Genomic DNA, 20,616 nt, shown 5'->3' with positions numbered 1-20,616 from the left:
GATTAAAAGGAGGATTTAACAGTGGAACAAAACATTATCGTATCCAATCGAGAAATTGCGGACCGCATTTTTGAAATTAAAGTAAAAGGACCTGTGACACGCAAAATGACACAACCTGGACAATTCGTTCATATTAAAGTAGGTGAAGGTTCACTGCATATGTTGAGACGTCCGATCTCAATTTGTCATATCGAACCTGAAATTGAAACCTTTACGATGTTATATCGTGCAGAAGGTGCTGGGACACAACGTCTGTCTCAAATGCGTGAAAATGATGCGATTGATATTATTGCACCTTTAGGTAATGGTTTCCCTGTTGAAAAAGCAGAACGTAAAGCGCTTCTTGTGGGCGGCGGTATCGGTGTTCCTCCTTTATATGAACTATCTAAACAACTGAATCGTCAAGGCATTGAAACAGTGCATGTATTAGGTTTCAGAAGTAAGAAAGATGTCTTCTACGCAGATGAGTTTGCGCAATTAGGTGAAACGCACATTGTGACTGAAGACGGCACAATGGGTTCAAAAGGCTTTGTGACAAATGTGATTTCTGATTTGCCGGTAGATTATGATATCTACTATACATGCGGACCTAAACCGATGTTAAAAGCGATTAAAGAACACAAGAAATTAGCAGATGTTGAAGGTTTCTTATCACTTGAAGAACGTATGGGTTGCGGTATCGGCGCTTGCTACGCATGTGTCTGCCATACACCTGAATCTGAAACAAGTTATGTCAAAGTTTGTACAGATGGACCTGTATTTGAGAAAGGAGCAGTCATCCTATGAGTCGATTAAATGTAGAAATTCCAGGATTAGAGTTAAAGAACCCGATTATGCCAGCAAGCGGTTGTTTTGCGTTTGGTGCTGAGTTCAGTCAATTTTATGACTTAAGTGAACTGGGTGCCATTATGATTAAAGCCGCTACGAAAGAAGCACGTTACGGTAATGAAACGCCACGTGTTGCTGAAACAGATAGCGGTATGATTAATGCGATTGGGTTACAAAACCCTGGTGTGCATCACATTATTGAACATGAACTTAAGAAGTTAGAACAATTTGATGTACCGATTATCGCAAACGTTGCGGGTTCTACTGAAGAAGACTACGTATATGTGGCTGAGCATATTTCAAAAGCACCGAATGTGAAAGCATTGGAATTAAATATCTCTTGTCCGAACGTGAAAGAAGGCGGCATGCAGTTTGGTGTGGATCCAGTGGTTGCTGCTGAATTAACACGTAAAGTTAAAGCAGTTTCTGAAGTGCCTGTATACGTGAAACTTTCACCAAACGTGACAGATATTGTCGCAATGGCTAAAGCAATCGCGCAATATGCAGACGGTTTAACTATGATCAATACCTTAGTCGGCTTACGTATTGATGCGAAAACAGGACGCCCGATTATCGCAAATACAGTCGGGGGCTTAAGCGGCCCGGCAATCAAACCTGTCGCAATGCGTATGGTCTATCAAGTCAGACAAGCTGTAGATATTCCGATTATCGCAATGGGCGGTGTTCAAAACGCACAAGATGTTATAGACTATATTTCAGTGGGCGCGAATGCGGTAGCAGTTGGGACAGCCAACTTCCAAAATCCAATGGTATGTAAAGAAATCATTGATGAACTACCAGCATTGCTCGACGACTTAGGTGTCAACCATATTAATGAATTGTACAAAAGGACTTTTGAGGTGACTAAATAATGGCAAATCGTAATTTACCTTTACCGATTATCGCATTAGACTTTGCGACGGCTGAAGAAGTAGAAAATTTCTTAGATTTATTTGATGAACCTTTATACATCAAAATCGGAATGGAACTTTATTATCAAACAGGCCCGGAATTAATCAATAAGATTAAAGCACGCGGCCACCAAATCTTCTTAGATTTAAAACTGCATGATATTCCAAATACAGTTAAACAAGCAATGGCTGGTTTAGGACGATTAAATGTAGATTTAGTAAACGTTCATGCTGCAGGCGGTACTGAAATGATGCGCCAAGCAGTAGAAGGTTTACGTAGTGTCAACAAAGATACTAAAATTATTGCGGTCACACAATTAACATCAACAACAGAAGAAATGCTGCAAAAGGAACAAAACATCCAAACTTCAATTGAAGAGGCTGTATTAAACTATGCACGTTTAACTAAAGAAGCTGGCTTAGATGGTGTAGTATGTTCACCATTAGAAGCAGAATTACTGACAAAAGAATTAGGTTCAGACTTCTTGAAAGTAACACCAGGTATTCGTCCAGCGCATTACGCACAAGACGATCAAAAACGTATTACAACACCAGACAAAGCACGTGAAATGGGTTCTACACATATTGTAGTAGGTCGTCCAATCACACAAAGTGACAATCCGGTTGAAAGTTATCATCATATTAAAGAAAGTTGGTTAGGTTAAGATGTCAAAACAAATTGCGCAATCATTATTAGATATTGGTGCAGTTGCACTATCACCCAATGATTTATTTACATGGAGTTCAGGGATTAAATCTCCGATTTATTGTGATAACCGTGTCACATTAGGTTATCCAGAAGTTCGTAATGCGATCCGTGACGGATTAATCGAATTAATTCAAACTCATTTCAAAGATGCTGAAATTGTATCAGGAACTGCGACAGCGGGCATTCCTCATGCAGCGTTCATCTCTGAAAAACTAGATATGCCAATGAGCTATGTACGTTCTAAAAGTAAAAGCCATGGTAAACAAAATCAAATCGAAGGTGCACCAAGTAAAGGTAAAAAAATCGTAGTGGTTGAAGACTTAATTTCAACAGGCGGTTCTTCATTAGTTGCGGCAGAAGCATTAAAAGAAGCTGGCGCTGAAGTATTAGGCGTTGTCGCAATCTTTACGTATGGTTTAGCTAAAGCTGATCAAATGTTCAAAGATGCAGATGTTCCTTTCTATACGTTAAGTGACTATAACGAATTAATCGATGTTGCTAAAGAACAAGGTAAAATTTCTGAGTCAGATATTCAATCTTTAGTTGAATGGAGAGACAATTTAGCATAAGATGGAATTGGATGGAGGGATGAACCATGTCCAATACACATGCACAAACTGCTCATAAACCATTTGCTCATTTAAATAAGTTCTTATCCGCAAATGAAGATTATCGTGAGCCGGTTAATAACTATGATCAAGGTGAAAATCAATGGTTATCTAATGAACACGAGAAAAACATATTCAAGAAATGTAAAACAGATATAAAAGAAAAAGGCTTAATTTAAAAACAAACAATAATCCGCAATCATGAACACTCGTTTTGAGCTTATGATTGCGGATTTTTAAATGTTAAGAAAAACGTGTCTACACTAAAGAAGCTAGACTAGCGTAAGTATATTTTAATAAAGATATATCCGATAATAATCACTGCTAACATTGCTAAAATAGGTAAGATAAAGTGAGACATCATAAACCTCCATTCATTCAATCATCTTGTTAAGATTTACTCATTGTTTTGGAATAAAGTCATTATACTATGAATGGTGTCATACATATAGAAAAAGGTACTGTATTTGTTTAATGTTTGATTGGGTTGTTTAGTAGATTTTATATAGATTCGCTCCTAATTGGATTTAAGTTGAGTATGTAGCTTTATGATTGATGAAAGATAGGTATAAGACTGTACTATGTATGGGTTGAGTTGCTTTTGTATAGTCATTCATGTATCGTTTTAAGTGTCAAAATAGTGATTTTTAAGATGAATAATTTTAAATTGCTATGTGCTTAGTAAATAGTAAGTTTATGAGGAGGGGATAGTGTGCAAATACCAAAGGTAACACCATTTTTAATGTTTAATAATGAAGCTGAGGAAGCGATTGAACTTTATACTTCAGTATTTGAAGATAGTGAAGTAGTTTCAATGGTGAAGTATGATGAGTTTGGAAGCGGAGAAGCGGGTGCAGTCCAACACGCAATTGTTCGCTTGAAAGATCAAATTATTATGGCGATTGATAATTCTAATGGAACTGAAATACCAATGAATCCATCTATTTCTTTATTTGTGACAGTTGATAACGCCATGGAAATGGAACGTTTATATAGCGGCTTAAAAAGTGGCGGCGCTATTTTAATGGCTAAAACTGAACTTGGACCATATAGAGAGTTCGCATGGATACAAGATCGTTTCGGTGTGAATTTCCAATTGGCATTAATGGATTAATTTAATCATTGATATGTAGACAACCCATCTGATAGATGGGTTGTTTTTTATGTATAGAGCAAGTGATGAAAGAGGATTATAATTATTAACAAGTACGAATTAGCACCATTTAGAAAGATAGATTGGTAGTCTGAATTTTGGAGTGATACCCATGATAGATATGCATAATCATATATTAATTGATGCAGATGATGGACCAAGAGATGAAGAAGCGGCTATCCATTTATTACAGCAAGCTAAAAGTGAAAATATAACAGGAATTATTGCGACGCCACATTATACTAATCAATATGATAATTCTTTTGAGAAAGTAAAGTTAAAAATAAAAAGATTATGTAAATTAAAAGAGTTTAAAGGTTTAGGGATTCAAATTTATCCAGGGCAAGAGGTAAGAATTCATCAGCATTTAATAGAAGACATTAAATCTGGAAAAGTAAGGGGATTAAATAACTCTAGTTACATATTAATTGAGTTTCCTCCAAATGACATTCCTAGTTATACGTATCAAATGTTTAAAGATATACAGGAATTAGGTTTTATTCCGATTATTGCACACCCTGAACGGAATATCGCATTGTTGAAAGATATGCGTATATTATATGACTTGGTTCAACAAGGAGCGTTAAGTCAAATTACTTCAACATCATTAATAGGGCATTTTGGTAAAGACATACAAGATGTATCGATAGAGGTTATGAAATGTAATCTAGCACATTTTATCGCATCTGATGCACATGACTTTGAAGCAAGACCTTTCGTTATGAAATCTTTGTTTGAGGAACGCATATTATTGAATATACATGAAGTTATGATGAAGTTGATTGGGAATGCTGAAGCAATTATTGAAAATAGGAAAATTGATAAACATGAACCGCTAGTTCCTGATAGTCAAAAGATTAGAGATTGGATATTTTAAAATAAAGCACTCGAAGACAATTTTGTCCTCGAGTGCTTTTAAAGTATATTAACTATTTTAATTTAACTTTTTCCGAATCGCTTTTCATCGATTGGATGTGATCATAATCTGGTGTGGCGTATAACGTTTTTTGATTATCGTACGTTACAAAGCCAGGCTTCGCACCAGAAGGTTTGTGTACATTTTTGATATCTGTATAATCTACTGGAATTTGCCCAGAGTTTCCTGCTTTAGAGAAGTAGGCTGCTAACATAGCAGCTTCTTCTATTGTCTTTTCGCTAGGTTCATCTTCAAAGATGACAACGTGAGAACCAGGAATATCTTTTGTATGGAACCATAAATGATGCTTACGTGCTTTCTTATTCGTTAGATAATCGTTTTGTTTGTTATTTTTACCTACATAAATAGTTGCGCCATCTGTAGAAAGATAAGTTTGTAGTTGCATTTGCGGTTGTTTCTTTTTCTTACGATTTTGACGTTGTTTCATAAAGCCTTGTTCTGCAAGTTCTTCACGAATTTCATCGATATCTTCTACGGTAATATGAGATAACTGTTGTTCTATAGATTCAAAGTAGGCAATATTTTCTTCTGTGAGTTGTATTTGATGTTCAAGTTCATGTTCACGCGTTTTTAAACGGTTATATTGCTTATAGTAATATTGAGCATTTAGTGAAGGTGATTTTGTCGGATCTAACTTAATTGTTACTTCTTCACCAGTATAGTAATTTTCTGTAGTTAATGTTTCATCGCCTTGTTTAATGCGATAAATGTTTGCGGTGATGAGTTCACCATATAACTGCATATCTTCTTTTGACTGTGTACCTTCATACTCAGCGTTTAATTTAACGAGTTTATTACGGTTCTTTTGAAGTTGTTGTTGGACAAAACGAACTAAATCGTTTGCACGTTGTTTGACACGCTCACGTTCACCACGCGCATCATAGAAACGATCTAGTAATTCATCAAGTGACTCGTAAGTAACGCTGTCATCATCAAACTGTTTTAAACGCATGAAGTAATAATCTTCTTTACCTGTTTCATGATTTTTATGGAAAATCGGTACAGGTTTAAGTTTAGTTTCTTCCATGACTTCATCAAATGCCGCAGGCAATGTTTCGGTTGTCATAAATTGACGACGTTCTGTTATTTCTTTCGTAATTAATGGACTGAAACCTTCGAATGTTTGTAAGAGTTGTCTCGCAATATTTCCTTGGTTGAAGTCAATATATCTTAATACGTCTTGACCTGAAACTTCATACGGATTGATTTTATTTTGTGTGGGTGGTGCTTCATATTGGAAACCGGGCATCACAGTACGATATTGATTTGTGTTAGGTGTTAAATGCTTGAAACCTTCGATAATCTTGCGATTATCATCAACAAGAATTAAGTTGCTGTGTTTACCCATAATTTCTAAAATAACGGTACGATAGATTTTATCACCGAGTTCATCTGTACTTTGAACATCGATTTCGATACGACGGTCATTATCAATTTGACGAATTGCTTGTATAATCCCACCATCTAAGTGTTTACGAAAGACACGGTTAAACATGGGTGGTTCAAATGGGTTATCATATTTCTTTTTCGTAATATGCATTCGTGAGAAATTAGAATGAATCGATAACAATAAGGAATGGTTTTTACGATTCTGACGAATGACCATTATAATTGTATCGTTATCAGGTTGGTTGATTTTATGAATACGTCCACCTTCAAGAAAGGACAGTTCTTCTACCATTTTCTTTGTGAATAGGCCATCAAATGCCATAATTATCAGCTACCTTTTTATTTTCGTTCTTGTACTACGTTCTTATTATTGTACCATGTGTATATGATAAACTTCCAAATTAAGATTTTATCTATTGGCATCTATACAATTTTATTTAGAATATGGTATCATTATATAATACAACAATAGCTTAGAGAGGTCGTAAGGCATGGATAATGAAAAAGGTTTACTAATTGTCTTATCAGGTCCATCTGGAGTCGGAAAAGGTACTGTCCGCAAAGAAATATTTGATGATCCGAAAACATCATACAAATATTCAATTTCAATGACAACACGTGAAATGCGTGAAGGTGAACAAGATGGCGTTGATTATTTTTTCAAGACAAAACGAGAGTTTGAGCAACTTATCGCACAAGATCAATTTATTGAGTATGCAGAATATGTAGGTAACTACTACGGTACACCTGTACAGTATGTGAAAGACACTATGGATGAAGGTTATGATGTCTTCTTAGAAATCGAAGTTGAAGGTGCGAAACAAGTACGCAAGAAATTCCCTGATGCATTATTTATCTTCCTAGCACCGCCAAGTTTAGACCACTTAAGAGAGCGTTTAGTCGGCCGCGGTACAGAAACAGATGAAAAGATTCAAAGTCGTGTGAAAGAAGCACGTAAAGAAGTGGAAATGATGAATCTTTATGACTACGTTGTGGTAAACGATGAAGTAGAACTTGCGAAAGAACGCATTCAAGCAATCGTTGCAGCCGAACATTTAAAACGCGAACGTATAGAAGCAAAGTATAGAAAAATGATATTGGAGGCCAAAAAATAATGTTATACCCACCGCTTAATCAATTAACTTCAAAAGTAAAATCAAAATATTTAATCGCAACAGTGGCAGCCAAACGTGCACGTGAATTATATGATAAAAAAGACACTGCGTTATTAGAAAAATATCACTCAGTTAAAACAGTTGGAGAAGCTCTAGAAGAGATTGCCGACGGCAAAATCACTCCAATCGAACCAGAATTAAACGAAAGTGAATTCGAAACAAAAGACTGAGTTTAAAAGTAATAATATAAATTAAAACAACCTTTAAAGTAAAAGCTACTTTAAAGGTTGTTTTGCTTAATAAGACATTTTTAATTGTTCCATAGAACGTTCTAACTGATCAAAATCTATAATGCGAGCTTGTCTGTGAAATTCTCTGCCATTATTAAAAAGAATGACGACAGGTGCAGTAAAGAGTGAGAGTTGGCCAGCAGCTTCAGGAATATCATTTACAATAATTTGTGCTGCAGGTATTTCTAATTGGTCTACTAATTTTTCTACTCTAGGTTGGTCTGCATGGCAGACTGAGCAACCATTTGCCATGACATATAATAAAAATTTATTTTCAGTTTCAATACGCTGTGTAATATCATCATATTGCTTTAAAGTCTCCATCTTCAAACCTTCTTTCTATTGTCTGTATCGAAAGCTATCTTACGCGGATAGTGATGAAGAATCAACTTTATTGCTTTGCAAAGCTAAGGACTTTTTTGACCTGTAGTGTTAAAATATAAAATGATTGAGGAATTGTGAGGCCACTTTTATTGGACTCATTTTTTAATATTTAGCCGTATACATAAAGAGAGAATAAACTTGGAGGCAAAGATTGCGATGAAGAATATTTTATTAGCAGTATCAGGTGGTATTGCAGCTTATAAAGCGATTGATTTAACAAGTAAATTAACACAAGCAGGGTATGACGTACGTGTAATGCTGACTGAACATGCACAAGAGTTTGTGACACCGCTTGCTTTCCAAGCAATCAGTCGTAATCCTGTATACACAAGTACATTTAAAGAAGAGAATCCAGCAGAAATTCAACATATTGCGTTAGGAGATTGGGCAGATGCAGTGATTATTGCGCCAGCCACTGCCAATATCCTCGGTAAATTAGCAAACGGTATCGCTGACGATATGATTACTTCAACTTTATTAGCGACTACTGTTCCTAAATTTGTGGCACCTGCAATGAATGTGCATATGTATGAGAATCCAAGAGTGCAAGCGAACATGCAGGTATTGACTGAAGATGGATATCATTTCGCTGAACCTGGCGAAGGCTTTTTAGCCTGCGGTTATGTAGCGAAAGGACGTATGATGGAACCATTGGATATCATGGCATTCGTGCGTCAAACAATGGAACAAAAGAATAACCAATCAGTCATAAATGAAAATGATTGGTTCTATGGTAAACATGCTTTAGTTACAGCTGGACCAACTGTCGAAGTTATTGATCCTGTACGTTTTGTGTCTAATAGAGCATCTGGGAAAATGGGTTATGCACTTGCTGATGCATTACAAAAGAGAGGTGCTAAAGTAACTTTAGTGAGCGGCCCTACAAGCTTAACGCCGCCAGATAATGTGGATTTTGTACCTGTAACAAGTGCAGAAGATATGTTTAACGCAGTAGTTGAACGTTTTGATACTCAAGACTTTGTCTTTAAAACGGCTGCAGTTTCAGATTACAAACCAGCTGAAAAACTTGAACACAAAATGAAAAAACAAGATGGCGATTTAACGATTTCATTTACACGAACAAAAGATATATTGAAATATTTAGGTGAACATAAGACACACCAAAAATTAATTGGCTTTGCAGCTGAAACACAAGATATTGAAAAATATGCTAAAGCGAAATTAGAGAAAAAGAATGCAGATGTGATAATTGCGAATAACGTAGGAGACACATCAATCGGTTTCAGTTCTGATGATAATGAAGTCACATTATATTTCAGAAATGACGAAGCAGTTAATATAGAGAAAGGTAAGAAACAGCAACTTGCTGGAAGAATTTTAGAAGAATTAGAACGTAGGTGGAAATAATGTACGCAAAGGTGATTGTAGATGTCCCAGCTAAAAACGTAGACTTTACCTTTGATTATAAAATTCCAGAGCGACTCGTACCCATCATTCAGGTTGGTGTACGGGTCGTTGTACCCTTTGGGTACAGAACCATTCAAGGGTATGTTATGGAAATAGCTGAGGAACCAGATCCAGAATTAGATTTATCTAAACTAAAAGAAATCCAAGAAATTCAAGATATCAAGCCAGAACTGACACCTGAATTAGTTGATTTAAGTGCTTGGTATGGTAAATATCATGTCACAAAGCGTATTTCTATTTTAGAAGCTATGTTGCCAAGTGCTATTAAAGCAAGATATACCAAAGTGTTTGAAATTGTAGAAGATGAATCAATACCAGAAGACATTTTAAAACGTTTTAATAAAGAAGGGCATTATGCTTATAAAGCTGCCCAACAAAATGGTGATTTAAAATATTTAGTTCCTTTATTAGAAGAAGGTATCGTCAGAGAAGAAACGTTACTGTCTCAGAATACAAAGAAAAAGACACAACGTGCGATTCGAATAACAGAAGACCATCAACCAGATGAAGTTTTAGCGATGTTAGAACGACATCCTAAACAATATGATGTTTATGCTTATTTACTCGATGCTCAAAATAGAGATGTTCCTTTAAAAGAACTTGAAGAAGTGGGCTTATCTCCATCAAGTGCTAAAACATTGGAACGTAATGGTTTTGTAGAGAAGTATGATGCGATAGTAGAACGTGATCCTTATGCGTCAAGAGTATTTGAACAAGAAGAAAAAAGACAACTGACACCTGGACAACAAATCGCATATGACGAGATTAAAAAAGTTATTGATGAAGAGAAACAAGAAACTTTCTTATTACATGGGGTAACAGGATCAGGTAAAACTGAAGTCTACCTTCAAACAATTGACGTTGTTCTAGAAAAAGGACAACAAGCTATGATGTTAGTACCAGAAATCGCTTTGACTCCGCAAATGGTTTTACGTTTTAAACGTAGATTTGGTGATGAAGTCGCTGTATTACATTCAGGACTTTCAAAAGGTGAACGTTATGATGAATGGCAGAAAATACGTGATGGTCGTGCACGTGTAAGCGTTGGTGCGCGTTCGAGTGTTTTCGCGCCCTTTAAAAATTTAGGCATGATTATTATTGATGAAGAACATGAAGCAACTTACAAACAAGAAGATTATCCGCGTTATCATGCGAAAGAGATTGCGTTATGGCGCGCAAAATATCATCAATGTCCATTGATTTTAGGTAGTGCTACACCAAGTCTTGAATCATATGCACGTGCTGAAAAGGGAGTATACCATTTATTAAGCTTACCTGATCGCGTGAATAATCAACCGTTACCTGAAATTGATATAGTCGATATGCGTGAAGAATTAGCAAATGGTAATCGTTCAATGTTTTCAACAGACTTAAGAGAAGCTATTCAAGATCGTTTATCTCGTAATGAACAGATTGTACTGTTCTTAAACCAACGTGGTTATTCTTCATTCATCTTATGTCGGGACTGTGGACATGTTCCGCAATGTCCGAACTGTGATATTTCGTTGACTTACCATAAATCTAGCGATAAATTGAAATGTCATTATTGTGGCTATGAAGAAACACCGCCTAATAAATGTCCAAACTGCGAAAGTGAACACATTCGTCAAATGGGAACTGGTACACAACGTGTAGAAGAACTGTTAAATCGTGAGTTTGAAAATGCGAAGATTATTCGTATGGACGCAGATACAACATCACGAAAAGGCGCACATGAGAAGTTATTGAATGACTTCGGAGAAGGTAAAGGCGATATTTTGCTTGGTACTCAAATGATTGCGAAAGGGTTGGATTTTCCAAATATCACACTCGTCGGCGTATTAAACGCTGATACTATGTTGAACTTACCAGATTTTCGTTCTAGTGAACGAACTTTCCAATTGTTGACTCAAGTAGCGGGTCGTGCAGGACGTCATGAAAAAGAAGGTAAGGTAATCATTCAAACTTATAATCCTGATCATTACGCAATACAAGATGTACAGCTTAATGATTATTTGTCTTTCTATCATAAAGAAATGAAATACAGACAAATCGGTAAATATCCACCTTACTATTTCTTGATTAACTTTACGATTTCACATCAAAATATGAAAGAAGTAATGCAAGCAGCTGCACATGTTCATAAAATATTATTACAACACCTAACGGATCGTGCTTTGATTTTAGGACCATCACCAGCTGCTATCGCTAGAATTAATAGAGAATTTCGTTTCCAAGTGCTAGTCAAATACAAAAGTGAACCAGAATTACACAAAGCCCTTCAATATTTAGATGATTACTATCATGAACGCTATCAAAAGGATAAGCTTTCATTAAAGATAGATATAAATCCATATGTAATGATGTAATAAAAACGTAGAAACGGTTTAACATCAGTGACTTCAAATTTTTCAAGCATTCTGATTTAAGATTTGGGGGCATTTTGGGGGCGGAATTTATGAATAAGTGATGATTTAGAAAGCACTTCATGCTTTTGGATCATCACTTATCTTTTTATATTCACTCGTTATTACGAAAAGACACAATACTTTTGAAAAGTTCTTTATTGTTGCGCACTACAAAAAGAGTAGTGTAAAATAAATTAAATTATAAATGCTTGTTAGCTTATGAGTTTCTTATAGATATACGATTATAGAATTTTGTTTAAAAGGACAAAACTAAGAAAAATAAGTAAATATCAAAGCTATAATTAATTTTCAAAAGGGATGATGAAACGATGAAAATAGCAATCATTAGCGCAACAGGTAAACAAGGAACAATCTTAACTGAAAAGGCATTAGAGAGAAATCATGAAGTCACTGCGTTTGTCAGAAATCATAATAAATTACAATTTGATGTACCGTATGTAGAACAAGATATTTTAGATATTACTCGAGATGATTTAAAAGATTTTGATGCAGTATTCGTCGCATTTGGCGCACCAATAGGGAAAGAAGAGTTGTATATTCAAATGACTAAGCATCTTATTGATATACTAGATGGTATAGATGTGAAACTGATGTTTGTAGGTGGAACAGGTAGATTGTATATAGATGAAAGTAAAACAACAAGAGTGGCGGATAATCCAAATATCCCAGAAGCTGTTAAAGAATCTGCCATAAAAATGGCTGAAGCTTATGATATTTTAGCAGCACAAGACAAACTAAAAGACTGGACATTTGTAAGTCCAGCAAGTATGTTTGATTTCAATGGTCCAGAAACCAACGATTATAAACTGGGCACTGACACAATTATTTATAACTCAAAAAATAAATCTTATGTATCATACAGTGATTTCAGTAACGCATTTATAGATGAAGCTGAAAATGATCAATATCCAAATCAAGGGATTACAGTTGTTTCTGGCTAACTAATAAGACAATTAACCTCTTTAAAAGCACTTTAACTATCAGTGCTTTTAAAGAGGTTTTATTTTACTGAAAGACACGTGTACTTATCTTATATGAGAAACTGTAAGTTAATAACTTCTTTTATGATATAGTAATTATAATTATCATGTATAATAAGGAATCAAGGAGTGATTTTATGATTCTGCTCAAAACGTTTATTATAGCTTTTTCAGTTTTTACATTTTTATCAGCGATATTAATGTTAGCACGTAATCCGAAAACACCTAAAATTACCATGATCCTCTTGATAGTAGGAAGTTTATTGTTAGATATCGGAGCATTGATTGCTAATTTCATACCTGCTTTAATTCTTTTAATTATTGGTTTTGCGATGATTCAAGTAGGTATAGGTATCTATCAAAAGAGAACTTTCGGGAAAATTATCTTTTTAGCACAAAGTGTAAGGTTCATTGTAAGTATATTTGTTATTGTTTTCTTTATTATTTTACAATAGTTTAAAGCATCTACTAAGAAATCTTGGTAGGTGCTTTTTTTATGTAGTAAACAACGCCCCGTAATAAACGATGTTTGTAGCTCTCAACAATTGTTATAATTTTGTAGGTTATATTAAAAAATATTACAATGTGATTTTGATTGTAAAAATATTTAAAATTTGTTTCAAAAGCGTCATGTTATCCTATATAATGTAAAATATACGTTAATTAATATGTACTATACATACAATGGAGGTTACTATGGAAAAAACAATTGAAATTGGTAAGATATTTACCGCACTAAAGAAAAACGTTAAATTGCTGTTGATTATTCCATTAATATTTTTAGTTGTAAGTTTATTGTTAAGCTTTTTTGTTATACAACCCAAGTATTCTGCAACTACTCAAGTATTGGTTAATCAGAAACACTCAAACAATGAAATGATGGCACAACAAGTTCAATCTAACATTCAACTTGTTAAAACTTACTCAGAAATTATTAAAAGTCCGAGAATCTTAGATGAAGTTTCTAAAGATTTAAATGGTAAATATTCAGAAAAAGAATTATCTAGTATGTTAAGCGTAAACAATAAAGCTGATTCTCAAATCATGAGCATTACTGTAGAAAGCAATAAAAAAGGTGACGCCACAAAAGTTGCTAATACAATTTCTAAAGTTTTTAGTGATGATGCTAGTAAAATCATGAGTATTGATAATGTGTCTACTTTATCTAAAGCAGAAGATGCAAAAAAAGTCGCTCCTAAACCTATTACGAATGCATTTATCAGTATAGTACTAGGACTAATTTTCGCTGTGATTATCATAATATTAATTGCTATTTTTGATAAAAGAATCAAAAGCGAAGACGAAGTTGAAGAATTATTGGATTTACCAGTTTTAGGTTCAATTCCTGAGTTTAATAAAAAATGATAAAGGAGAATTCACAGATGAAAAAAAGAACAAAGCCATTAACAATCCATTAATGACTCACTATGATCCAAAGTCTGTTATTAGTGAAAAATTTAGAGGAATACGTACAAATATAATGTTTTCTACTGCAAATGATGATGTTAAAACTTTAGTAATAACATCTGAAAAACCTGGCGTTGGAAAATCTTTGGTTTCTGCAAATATAGCAGTTACATATGCACAAGCCGGTTATAAAACATTACTTATCGATGGAGATATGAGAAAACCTACTCAACATTATATGTTCAATACTAGCAATATTGATGGATTATCTAATTTAATAATTAGTAAATCATATTTTGAGAAAGCGATTACTAAAACAGAAATCGAGAACTTAGATTTATTGACTTCTGGACCAATTCCGCCCAACCCGTCTGAGCTAATTGGTTCAATACAGTTTCAAAATCATTTAGAGGAATTAAAAGAAATATATGACTTTATAATTATCGATACACCTCCTGTAAATACTGTTACAGATGCACAACTTTTCTCAGAAATTAGTGGATATGCTGCATTAGTAATAAATGTAAAAAATAATGATCGTAAGTCAATTTTAAAAAGTAAAGAATTGATTGAAAATACTGGAGCTAAAGTTTTAGGCGTTGTTTTAAATAAAACAGAACATGAAAAAAATTCAAGTTACTATGCGTATTATGGAGAAGAATCATAATGATAGATATTCACAATCATATTATATATAACGTTGACGATGGTCCAAAAAATGAAGATGAAATGATTAGTTTATTGAAACAAGCTTCTGAAGAAGGTATCAACGAGATAGTGGCAACACCACATCATTTACATTATAAATATAATAATAAATTTGATGATGTAGCGAAATATGTCGATTCTTTGAATGAACATGAAGAAATTAGAAAGTTAGGAATTAAAATTCTGCCCGGCCAAGAAATTAGGGTGACGGATGAATTACTAACTGATTTGGATAATGGGAATATTAAAGGAGTTAATTATTCGAAATATTTATTGCTTGAACTTCCATCTAATAATGTACCAAACTTTCTTCAAAACATAATTTATGAAATTCAAACTAGAGGATACATTCCAGTTATTGTGCATCCAGAAAGAAACAAAAAAATTGCTCAAGACGTTAACATATTATATGGGTTAGTTAACATCGGAGTGCTTTGTCAATTAACTGCTTCTTCTTTTGCAGGTGATATGGGAAAAAATATTCAAAAAATTTCAATGAGAATGATTGAACATAATCTAGTTCATTTCATTGCTTCCGATGCACACGATGTAAAATTCAGACCGTTTAAAGCTGAGAAGCTATTTTCAATTTCCAAACTTAGCAAATATGAAGAAGAAATTAAGGAAATGTTTGAGAATAACAAACACCTAGTTAATGATGAAAAAATTACTCAAAGAAGACCTATTGAGTATAAAAAAAAGAAAATCCTTGGGATTTTTTGATACTTTAAATTTTTATTCATATAGGAAAGGTGATAGGGATGTTGAAAAGAGCAATTGATTTAGCGGTAGGAAGTTCAGTTTTCTTAGTGAGTGCTCCAATTTTACTCGGTGCATCTGTTGCCATTGCCAAAAGTATGGGTCGACCAGTGTTATTTAAACAACAAAGACCAGGTTTAAATGGAGAACCTTTTTATATTTATAAATTCAGAACAATGACTGATGCACGAGACGATCAAGGTGAATTGTTGCCGGATGAACAAAGAATGACAAAAGTTGGTAGTTTTATTCGAAAAACTAGTATTGATGAATTACCACAATTAATTAATGTCCTAAAAGGCGATTTAAGTTTGGTAGGTCCACGTCCGTTATTAATGGAATACTTGCCATTATACTCAGAAGAACAAATGAAACGTCACTTGGTGAAACCTGGTATTACCGGCTGGGCACAAGTCAATGGGAGAAATGCGATTTCATGGGAAGCTAAATTTAAGTTGGATGTTTGGTATGTTGAAAATCAATCATTCAAGTTAGATATGTATATTTTATATAAAACATTTATCAATGTTTTAAATCGCAAAGATGTAAGTGCTAAAGATCATGTAACAATGGAAAAATTCCGAGGTTCACCACAATGAAGTCAATATTAATTATTGGTAATGGCGGACACGCTAAGGTTGTCAGAGATGTAATTGAAGCTGAAGGCGACTATAAAGTTAGCGGATATTTGGATGACAATATTGAAAAAATGTATAAAGAAAAAGATTTGATTTTCGATAATCTTAGAAATATTCAACTTTATCAAGAAAATTACTATTTTGTTATTGCAATAGGGAATAATAAAATTAGAAATAAAATCTTTGATAAGATTAATGTGCTCAGTGAAAGATTTCCAGCACTTATTCATCCGCGAGCAATTATTAGTAAAACTGCAGAAATTGGTAATGGTACCGTCGTTATGCCCGGTGCCATTGTTAATGCTGAAACAGTAATAGGACAACATGCCATTATAAATACTGGCTCTGTGGTTGAACATGACTGTGTAATTAAAGACTATACACATATTTCTCCAGGAGCAGTATTAACTGGTAATGTGTCAGTTGGTGAAAGCACGCAAGTAGGAGCAAATGCGACAGTGATTCCGAATTTGAAAATTGGAGCGCATGTTATGGTAGGCGCAGGTTCTACTGTAATTTCTGATGTAAGGGACAATGTAACGGTAGTAGGATCACCCGCAAAAGTTATTAAGGAGTAATGATGATAATGAGAGAGAGAATATTTTTATCAACACCGCATATGGGTGGGACAGAAACCCAGTACATAGAAAAAGCTTTTAATGATAATTGGATTGCACCATTAGGAGAGAACGTAACGGAATTTGAAAATGATATGAAGGATTATGTAGGTGTCGATTATGCACTAGCTACAGCAAGTGGTACATCTGCGATTCATCTAGCATTAATTGAAGCAGGTGTTTCAAAAGGCGACATAGTCTTTTGTTCATCATTAACATTCTGCGCAACTTCCAATCCAATTTTATACCAAGATGCAACACCGGTATTTATTGATTCAGAAATGGAATCATGGAATATGTCACCGACAGCTTTAGAGAAAGCATTTAAAGCATATGAAGAAAAAGGTGCTTTACCTAAAGCAGTATTAGTTGTTAATTTATACGGACAAACAGCAGACTTTGAGAAAATTTCAGAAATCTGTAAACGCTATAACGTCACTTTAATTGAAGATTCAGCAGAATCTCTAGGATCAACTTATCACGGGAAAATGAGTGGTAGTTTTGGAGATTTAAGTATCTTTTCATTTAATGGAAATAAAATTATTACGACAAGCGGTGGCGGTATGTTGCTTTCTAACCATAAAGAATATATTGAACATGCCTTATTCTTAGCAACACAAGCCAAAGATAAAGCACCTTACTATCAACATAGTGAGTTAGGTTTCAATTATAGATTAAGCAATATTTCTGCAGGTATTGGTCGTGGACAAATGGAAGTTATTAATGACCGTGTGAATCGTCGCCGTGATATTTTCGATATGTATTATGATGCATTAAGTGAAATTGATGGTATTGATTTCCAACCTGAATTACCAGACAGCAAGTCTAATCGTTGGTTAACAGCAATGACAATTGACCCTAACAAAATTAATATTAGTGCTGCTGAGTTAATTAAAGAATTGAATGTAGAAAATATTGAAGCAAGAGCAGTATGGAAACCTATGCATCTTCAACCGTTGTATGAAGCATATGATTTTGTTTGTGATGAAGCAGATAATGCTAAGAAACTATTTGAAGAAGGTGTTTGTCTACCATCTGGTTCAAATTTGACAAATGAAGAAGTAAGTGACGTGATTGAAAGAGTTAAGTCACTTTTAAAATGATTTTTATAGTGGCTAAAATTTCAGGAATATAAATATAAAAAATGAGGGATAAAGATGAAAGAGAAAAAAATCGCAGTAATTGGTATGGGATACGTTGGAATGCCGCTAGCTATAGCTTTTGCAAAACATTTTGAAGTAATTGGTTTTGACATTGATGAAAACAAAATAAATAAATACAATAATAACATTGATCCAACTGGAGAGGTGGGAGAAGAAGTATTAAAGAATACATCATTAAAATTTACTTCTGATGAGGATGATTTAGAGGATGCTGAATTTTTTATAATTACTGTACCTACACCTATTAAACAAGATAATACACCAAATTTAGCACCAATTGAAAGCGCTACTAAACTAGTAGGTAAATACTTGAAAAATAATGATTATGTAGTATACGAATCTACAGTTTATCCTGGTGTTACTGAAGAAGTTTGTGCACCATTATTAGAAAAAATATCTGGATTGAAAGTAATTAATGATTTTAAAGTGGGCTACTCTCCAGAAAGAATAAATCCTGGAGATAAGAAAAATACAGTTGAAAACATAATAAAAATTGTATCAGGTATTGATGAAGAATCACTAGATGTGATTGCAGATATATATGGGAAAGTTATCAAGGCAGGCATTCACAAAGCTTCAAATATCAAAGTAGCAGAAAGTGCAAAAGTAGTTGAAAATAGCCAAAGAGATATTAATATTGCATTTATGAATGAACTATCGCAAGTTTTTAATTTGATGGGAATTAATACACATGAAGTGATAGAGGCTATGAATACAAAATGGAATGCACTAGGCTTCTATCCTGGTTTAGTGGGTGGTCATTGTATAGGTGTAGATCCATATTACTTTATTTATAGAGCGGAGAATCTTGGTTACCACTCTCAAATAATTACAGCAGGAAGAAAGATTAATAATGCGATGCCCGCATTTGTTGTTAACAATATAATAAAAGAGTTGATGAAAAAAGGTAAATCATCAGATGCAACAGTTTTAATTGCTGGTTTAACCTTTAAAGAAAATACACCTGACTTCAGAAACTCTAAAGTGTTAGAAATGATTAAGTCTTTAAATGAATTTGGAATAAAACCAAAAGTTTTCGATCCTTATATCAATAGCTTTATTGATGAAATTGAAGCAGATATTGTAGATATGAATGACTTTAAAGGAAACGTTGACGTTTTACTATATGCTGTGAATCATGATGTTTTCAAAAATATTGAAGATACAAGTTTCTTGGAATTATTGAAAAAAGACTCTTCTATAATTGTTGATTTGAAAAATAGATTTAAGAAATATGGAAATGATAATGTTACTTACTGGTCTATTTAAAAAGAAAGGTTAGATGTTATGGAAATTTTGCATTTTAATAGCAATTACTTACATTCACCTTTATATAGCGAAATGTTTAATCAATTGGAACAACAAGGTGTTAGAAATGATGTTATTATGCCGAGGAAAATTAATGATGAATCAAATGTTAGTGACAAGTTGATTGAAACAAACACAAATGTGTTTGAAAAACAATTTTTAAAACCAATTGATCGTTTCTTTTATTTTAAAAAGCAAAAGAAAATATTGAATTGGGTTCACAAATTAAACTTAAACCTAAATGATTATGATGTTGTGCACGCACACACATTATTTTCAGATGGTTATCAAGCGTTAAAAACAGGCAAGCCATATATTGTGACAGTGAGAAACACTGATATAAATTTTTATATGAAATTTTACAAACACCTATTACCTTTAGGAAGAAAAATATTAGAAAATGCCAGCAAGATAATATTTTTATCAGAGTCCTATAAGAAAAATACAATAGAGTTGCTGTTTGGCAATAAAAAAATAAAAAACGAAATTTATGAAAAATCACATGTTATTCCTAATGGTATTAATGATTTTTGGTTGAAGCATTCTAGTAATCAAACTAAACATATTAATGAAGATATAAATGTTATTTGTGTTTGTAGGATTATGAAAAATAAGAATTTGGAATTTCTAGCTGAAAACCTTACTTCTAAATACTTAGGGAGAAATGTAAATGTTTATATTGTTGGTGATGTGGTTGATTCAAAATATTACCAGAATTTAAAAAGTTATCCTAATATGCATTTTCTTGGTAAAAAAGACAAAAATAACATTGTAGAAATTATGAAAGATATGCACATGTTTATAATGGTTTCTTTTACAGAAACTTTTGGCTTAGTATACCTAGAAGCACTGACACAAAATTTACCAGTTATATAT

At 33.7% G+C, this 20,616-nt stretch carries 23 protein-coding genes; 21 read left to right on the top strand and 2 right to left on the bottom strand.

All coding sequences use genetic code 11. From position 1 onward, the window contains the following. Positions 1 to 21: 21 nt before the first annotated feature. From BU038_RS06715 to BU038_RS06685, 7 genes are all read left to right on the top strand, one after another. Positions 22 to 786, top strand: coding sequence for a dihydroorotate dehydrogenase electron transfer subunit (locus BU038_RS06715; RefSeq protein WP_107605375.1), 765 nt, complete (start codon positions 22 to 24; stop codon positions 784 to 786). Next, positions 783 to 1,700, top strand: coding sequence for a dihydroorotate dehydrogenase (locus tag BU038_RS06710; protein WP_057511010.1), 918 nt, complete (start codon positions 783 to 785; stop codon positions 1,698 to 1,700). The genes BU038_RS06715 and BU038_RS06710 overlap by 4 nt, the downstream gene beginning before the upstream one ends. Next, positions 1,700 to 2,404 carry an orotidine-5'-phosphate decarboxylase gene (gene pyrF, locus BU038_RS06705; protein WP_002480623.1) on the top strand — a complete coding sequence of 235 codons (705 nt, stop codon included), beginning with the start codon at positions 1,700 to 1,702 and terminating at the stop codon, positions 2,402 to 2,404. Before BU038_RS06710 ends, pyrF begins: the two co-directional genes overlap by 1 nt. Position 2,405: 1 nt before the next feature. Continuing rightward, on the top strand, positions 2,406 to 3,017 hold the full coding sequence (pyrE, locus tag BU038_RS06700; protein WP_107605374.1) for an orotate phosphoribosyltransferase: 612 nt from the start codon (positions 2,406 to 2,408) through the stop codon (positions 3,015 to 3,017). A 26-nt stretch (positions 3,018 to 3,043) separates the two neighbouring features. Then, on the top strand, positions 3,044 to 3,235 hold the full coding sequence (locus BU038_RS06695) for a hypothetical protein (RefSeq protein WP_107605373.1): 192 nt from the start codon (positions 3,044 to 3,046) through the stop codon (positions 3,233 to 3,235). Positions 3,236 to 3,768: 533 nt separating this feature from the next. Beyond that, positions 3,769 to 4,170 (top strand): VOC family protein, encoded by a 402-nt coding sequence (locus tag BU038_RS06690; RefSeq protein ID WP_107605372.1) that lies wholly within the window; start codon positions 3,769 to 3,771, stop codon positions 4,168 to 4,170. Between the two features lie 151 nt (positions 4,171 to 4,321). Next, complete coding sequence (locus tag BU038_RS06685; RefSeq protein WP_107605371.1) at positions 4,322 to 5,086, top strand: tyrosine-protein phosphatase; 765 nt, start codon at positions 4,322 to 4,324, stop codon at positions 5,084 to 5,086. Between the two features lie 52 nt (positions 5,087 to 5,138). Here BU038_RS06685 and BU038_RS06680 read toward each other — a convergent pair whose 3' ends face one another. Continuing rightward, positions 5,139 to 6,857, bottom strand: a complete 1,719-nt coding sequence (locus BU038_RS06680) for an Rqc2 family fibronectin-binding protein (protein WP_107605370.1) — start codon at positions 6,855 to 6,857, stop codon at positions 5,139 to 5,141. 169 nt (positions 6,858 to 7,026) lie between these two features. Between BU038_RS06680 and gmk the strand changes: the two genes are divergently transcribed. Both gmk and rpoZ read left to right on the top strand, forming a co-directional pair. Continuing rightward, the gene (gene gmk, locus BU038_RS06675; protein ID WP_107605369.1) at positions 7,027 to 7,650 is read left to right on the top strand and encodes a guanylate kinase; all 624 of its coding nucleotides are present in this window, start codon (positions 7,027 to 7,029) and stop codon (positions 7,648 to 7,650) included. Further along, positions 7,650 to 7,880 carry a DNA-directed RNA polymerase subunit omega gene (rpoZ, locus tag BU038_RS06670; protein WP_002480630.1) on the top strand — a complete coding sequence of 77 codons (231 nt, stop codon included), beginning with the start codon at positions 7,650 to 7,652 and terminating at the stop codon, positions 7,878 to 7,880. Before gmk ends, rpoZ begins: the two co-directional genes overlap by 1 nt. A 66-nt stretch (positions 7,881 to 7,946) precedes the next feature. On the opposite strand, the gene BU038_RS06665 is transcribed toward rpoZ, so the two are convergent. Then, on the bottom strand, positions 7,947 to 8,264 hold the full coding sequence (locus tag BU038_RS06665; RefSeq protein ID WP_107605368.1) for a thioredoxin family protein: 318 nt from the start codon (positions 8,262 to 8,264) through the stop codon (positions 7,947 to 7,949). A gap of 216 nt (positions 8,265 to 8,480) precedes the next feature. On the opposite strand from BU038_RS06665, the gene coaBC reads away from it, so the two are divergent. The 12 genes from coaBC to BU038_RS06605 all read left to right on the top strand — a co-directional run. Further along, on the top strand, positions 8,481 to 9,692 hold the full coding sequence (coaBC, locus tag BU038_RS06660) for a bifunctional phosphopantothenoylcysteine decarboxylase/phosphopantothenate--cysteine ligase CoaBC (protein ID WP_107605367.1): 1,212 nt from the start codon (positions 8,481 to 8,483) through the stop codon (positions 9,690 to 9,692). Next, entirely contained in the window at positions 9,692 to 12,100 is a 2,409-nt protein-coding gene (gene priA / locus BU038_RS06655) for a primosomal protein N' (protein WP_107605366.1), read from the top strand. Before coaBC ends, priA begins: the two co-directional genes overlap by 1 nt. 368 nt (positions 12,101 to 12,468) lie before the next feature. Continuing rightward, entirely contained in the window at positions 12,469 to 13,101 is a 633-nt protein-coding gene (locus BU038_RS06650; protein WP_107605365.1) for an NAD(P)-dependent oxidoreductase, read from the top strand. A gap of 176 nt (positions 13,102 to 13,277) precedes the next feature. After that, positions 13,278 to 13,595, top strand: coding sequence for a hypothetical protein (locus BU038_RS06645; RefSeq protein ID WP_023015733.1), 318 nt, complete (start codon positions 13,278 to 13,280; stop codon positions 13,593 to 13,595). A 241-nt stretch (positions 13,596 to 13,836) separates the two neighbouring features. Beyond that, entirely contained in the window at positions 13,837 to 14,505 is a 669-nt protein-coding gene (locus BU038_RS06640) for a Wzz/FepE/Etk N-terminal domain-containing protein (protein ID WP_107605364.1), read from the top strand. Between the two features lie 52 nt (positions 14,506 to 14,557). Next, positions 14,558 to 15,214, top strand: a complete 657-nt coding sequence (locus BU038_RS06635; protein ID WP_107605363.1) for a polysaccharide biosynthesis tyrosine autokinase — start codon at positions 14,558 to 14,560, stop codon at positions 15,212 to 15,214. Then, on the top strand, positions 15,214 to 15,978 hold the full coding sequence (locus tag BU038_RS06630) for a tyrosine-protein phosphatase (RefSeq protein WP_107605362.1): 765 nt from the start codon (positions 15,214 to 15,216) through the stop codon (positions 15,976 to 15,978). The genes BU038_RS06635 and BU038_RS06630 overlap by 1 nt, the downstream gene beginning before the upstream one ends. A gap of 38 nt (positions 15,979 to 16,016) precedes the next feature. Further along, positions 16,017 to 16,613 (top strand): sugar transferase, encoded by a 597-nt coding sequence (locus BU038_RS06625; protein WP_107605361.1) that lies wholly within the window; start codon positions 16,017 to 16,019, stop codon positions 16,611 to 16,613. Then, positions 16,610 to 17,230: an acetyltransferase gene (locus tag BU038_RS06620; RefSeq protein WP_107605360.1), complete on the top strand. Its 621-nt coding sequence runs from the start codon at positions 16,610 to 16,612 to the stop codon at positions 17,228 to 17,230. Before BU038_RS06625 ends, BU038_RS06620 begins: the two co-directional genes overlap by 4 nt. Positions 17,231 to 17,232: 2 nt before the next feature. Beyond that, the gene (locus BU038_RS06615) at positions 17,233 to 18,372 is read left to right on the top strand and encodes a DegT/DnrJ/EryC1/StrS family aminotransferase (RefSeq protein ID WP_425385748.1); all 1,140 of its coding nucleotides are present in this window, start codon (positions 17,233 to 17,235) and stop codon (positions 18,370 to 18,372) included. 54 nt (positions 18,373 to 18,426) lie between these two features. After that, positions 18,427 to 19,701, top strand: a complete 1,275-nt coding sequence (locus tag BU038_RS06610; RefSeq protein WP_107605358.1) for a nucleotide sugar dehydrogenase — start codon at positions 18,427 to 18,429, stop codon at positions 19,699 to 19,701. An 18-nt stretch (positions 19,702 to 19,719) separates the two neighbouring features. Next, on the top strand, positions 19,720 to 20,616 hold an 897-nt coding region (locus BU038_RS06605; RefSeq protein WP_107605357.1), incomplete at its 3' end, for a glycosyltransferase family 4 protein.

Source organism: Staphylococcus simulans, assembly GCF_003043455.1.
In the GTDB taxonomy this organism is placed as follows: domain Bacteria; phylum Bacillota; class Bacilli; order Staphylococcales; family Staphylococcaceae; genus Staphylococcus; species Staphylococcus simulans_A.
This window is presented reverse-complemented; position numbering and strand designations above follow the sequence as displayed.

Bases quoted from the DNA above. Each gene is read 5' to 3' on its own strand.
- BU038_RS06710 (WP_057511010.1), top strand. From the start codon at position 783: ATGAGTCGATTAAATGTAGAAATTCCAGGATTAGAGTTAAAGAACCCG.
- pyrF (WP_002480623.1), top strand. From the start codon at position 1,700: ATGGCAAATCGTAATTTACCTTTACCGATTATCGCATTAGACTTTGCG.
- pyrE (WP_107605374.1), top strand. From the start codon at position 2,406: ATGTCAAAACAAATTGCGCAATCATTATTAGATATTGGTGCAGTTGCA.
- BU038_RS06695 (WP_107605373.1), top strand. From the start codon at position 3,044: ATGTCCAATACACATGCACAAACTGCTCATAAACCATTTGCTCATTTA.
- BU038_RS06685 (WP_107605371.1), top strand. From the start codon at position 4,322: ATGATAGATATGCATAATCATATATTAATTGATGCAGATGATGGACCA.
- BU038_RS06680 (WP_107605370.1), bottom strand. From the start codon at position 6,857: ATGGCATTTGATGGCCTATTCACAAAGAAAATGGTAGAAGAACTGTCC.
- gmk (WP_107605369.1), top strand. From the start codon at position 7,027: ATGGATAATGAAAAAGGTTTACTAATTGTCTTATCAGGTCCATCTGGA.
- rpoZ (WP_002480630.1), top strand. From the start codon at position 7,650: ATGTTATACCCACCGCTTAATCAATTAACTTCAAAAGTAAAATCAAAA.
- BU038_RS06665 (WP_107605368.1), bottom strand. From the start codon at position 8,264: ATGGAGACTTTAAAGCAATATGATGATATTACACAGCGTATTGAAACT.
- coaBC (WP_107605367.1), top strand. From the start codon at position 8,481: ATGAAGAATATTTTATTAGCAGTATCAGGTGGTATTGCAGCTTATAAA.
- priA (WP_107605366.1), top strand. From the start codon at position 9,692: ATGTACGCAAAGGTGATTGTAGATGTCCCAGCTAAAAACGTAGACTTT.
- BU038_RS06650 (WP_107605365.1), top strand. From the start codon at position 12,469: ATGAAAATAGCAATCATTAGCGCAACAGGTAAACAAGGAACAATCTTA.
- BU038_RS06645 (WP_023015733.1), top strand. From the start codon at position 13,278: ATGATTCTGCTCAAAACGTTTATTATAGCTTTTTCAGTTTTTACATTT.
- BU038_RS06640 (WP_107605364.1), top strand. From the start codon at position 13,837: ATGGAAAAAACAATTGAAATTGGTAAGATATTTACCGCACTAAAGAAA.
- BU038_RS06635 (WP_107605363.1), top strand. From the start codon at position 14,558: ATGACTCACTATGATCCAAAGTCTGTTATTAGTGAAAAATTTAGAGGA.
- BU038_RS06630 (WP_107605362.1), top strand. From the start codon at position 15,214: ATGATAGATATTCACAATCATATTATATATAACGTTGACGATGGTCCA.
- BU038_RS06625 (WP_107605361.1), top strand. From the start codon at position 16,017: ATGTTGAAAAGAGCAATTGATTTAGCGGTAGGAAGTTCAGTTTTCTTA.
- BU038_RS06620 (WP_107605360.1), top strand. From the start codon at position 16,610: ATGAAGTCAATATTAATTATTGGTAATGGCGGACACGCTAAGGTTGTC.
- BU038_RS06615 (WP_425385748.1), top strand. From the start codon at position 17,233: ATGATAATGAGAGAGAGAATATTTTTATCAACACCGCATATGGGTGGG.
- BU038_RS06610 (WP_107605358.1), top strand. From the start codon at position 18,427: ATGAAAGAGAAAAAAATCGCAGTAATTGGTATGGGATACGTTGGAATG.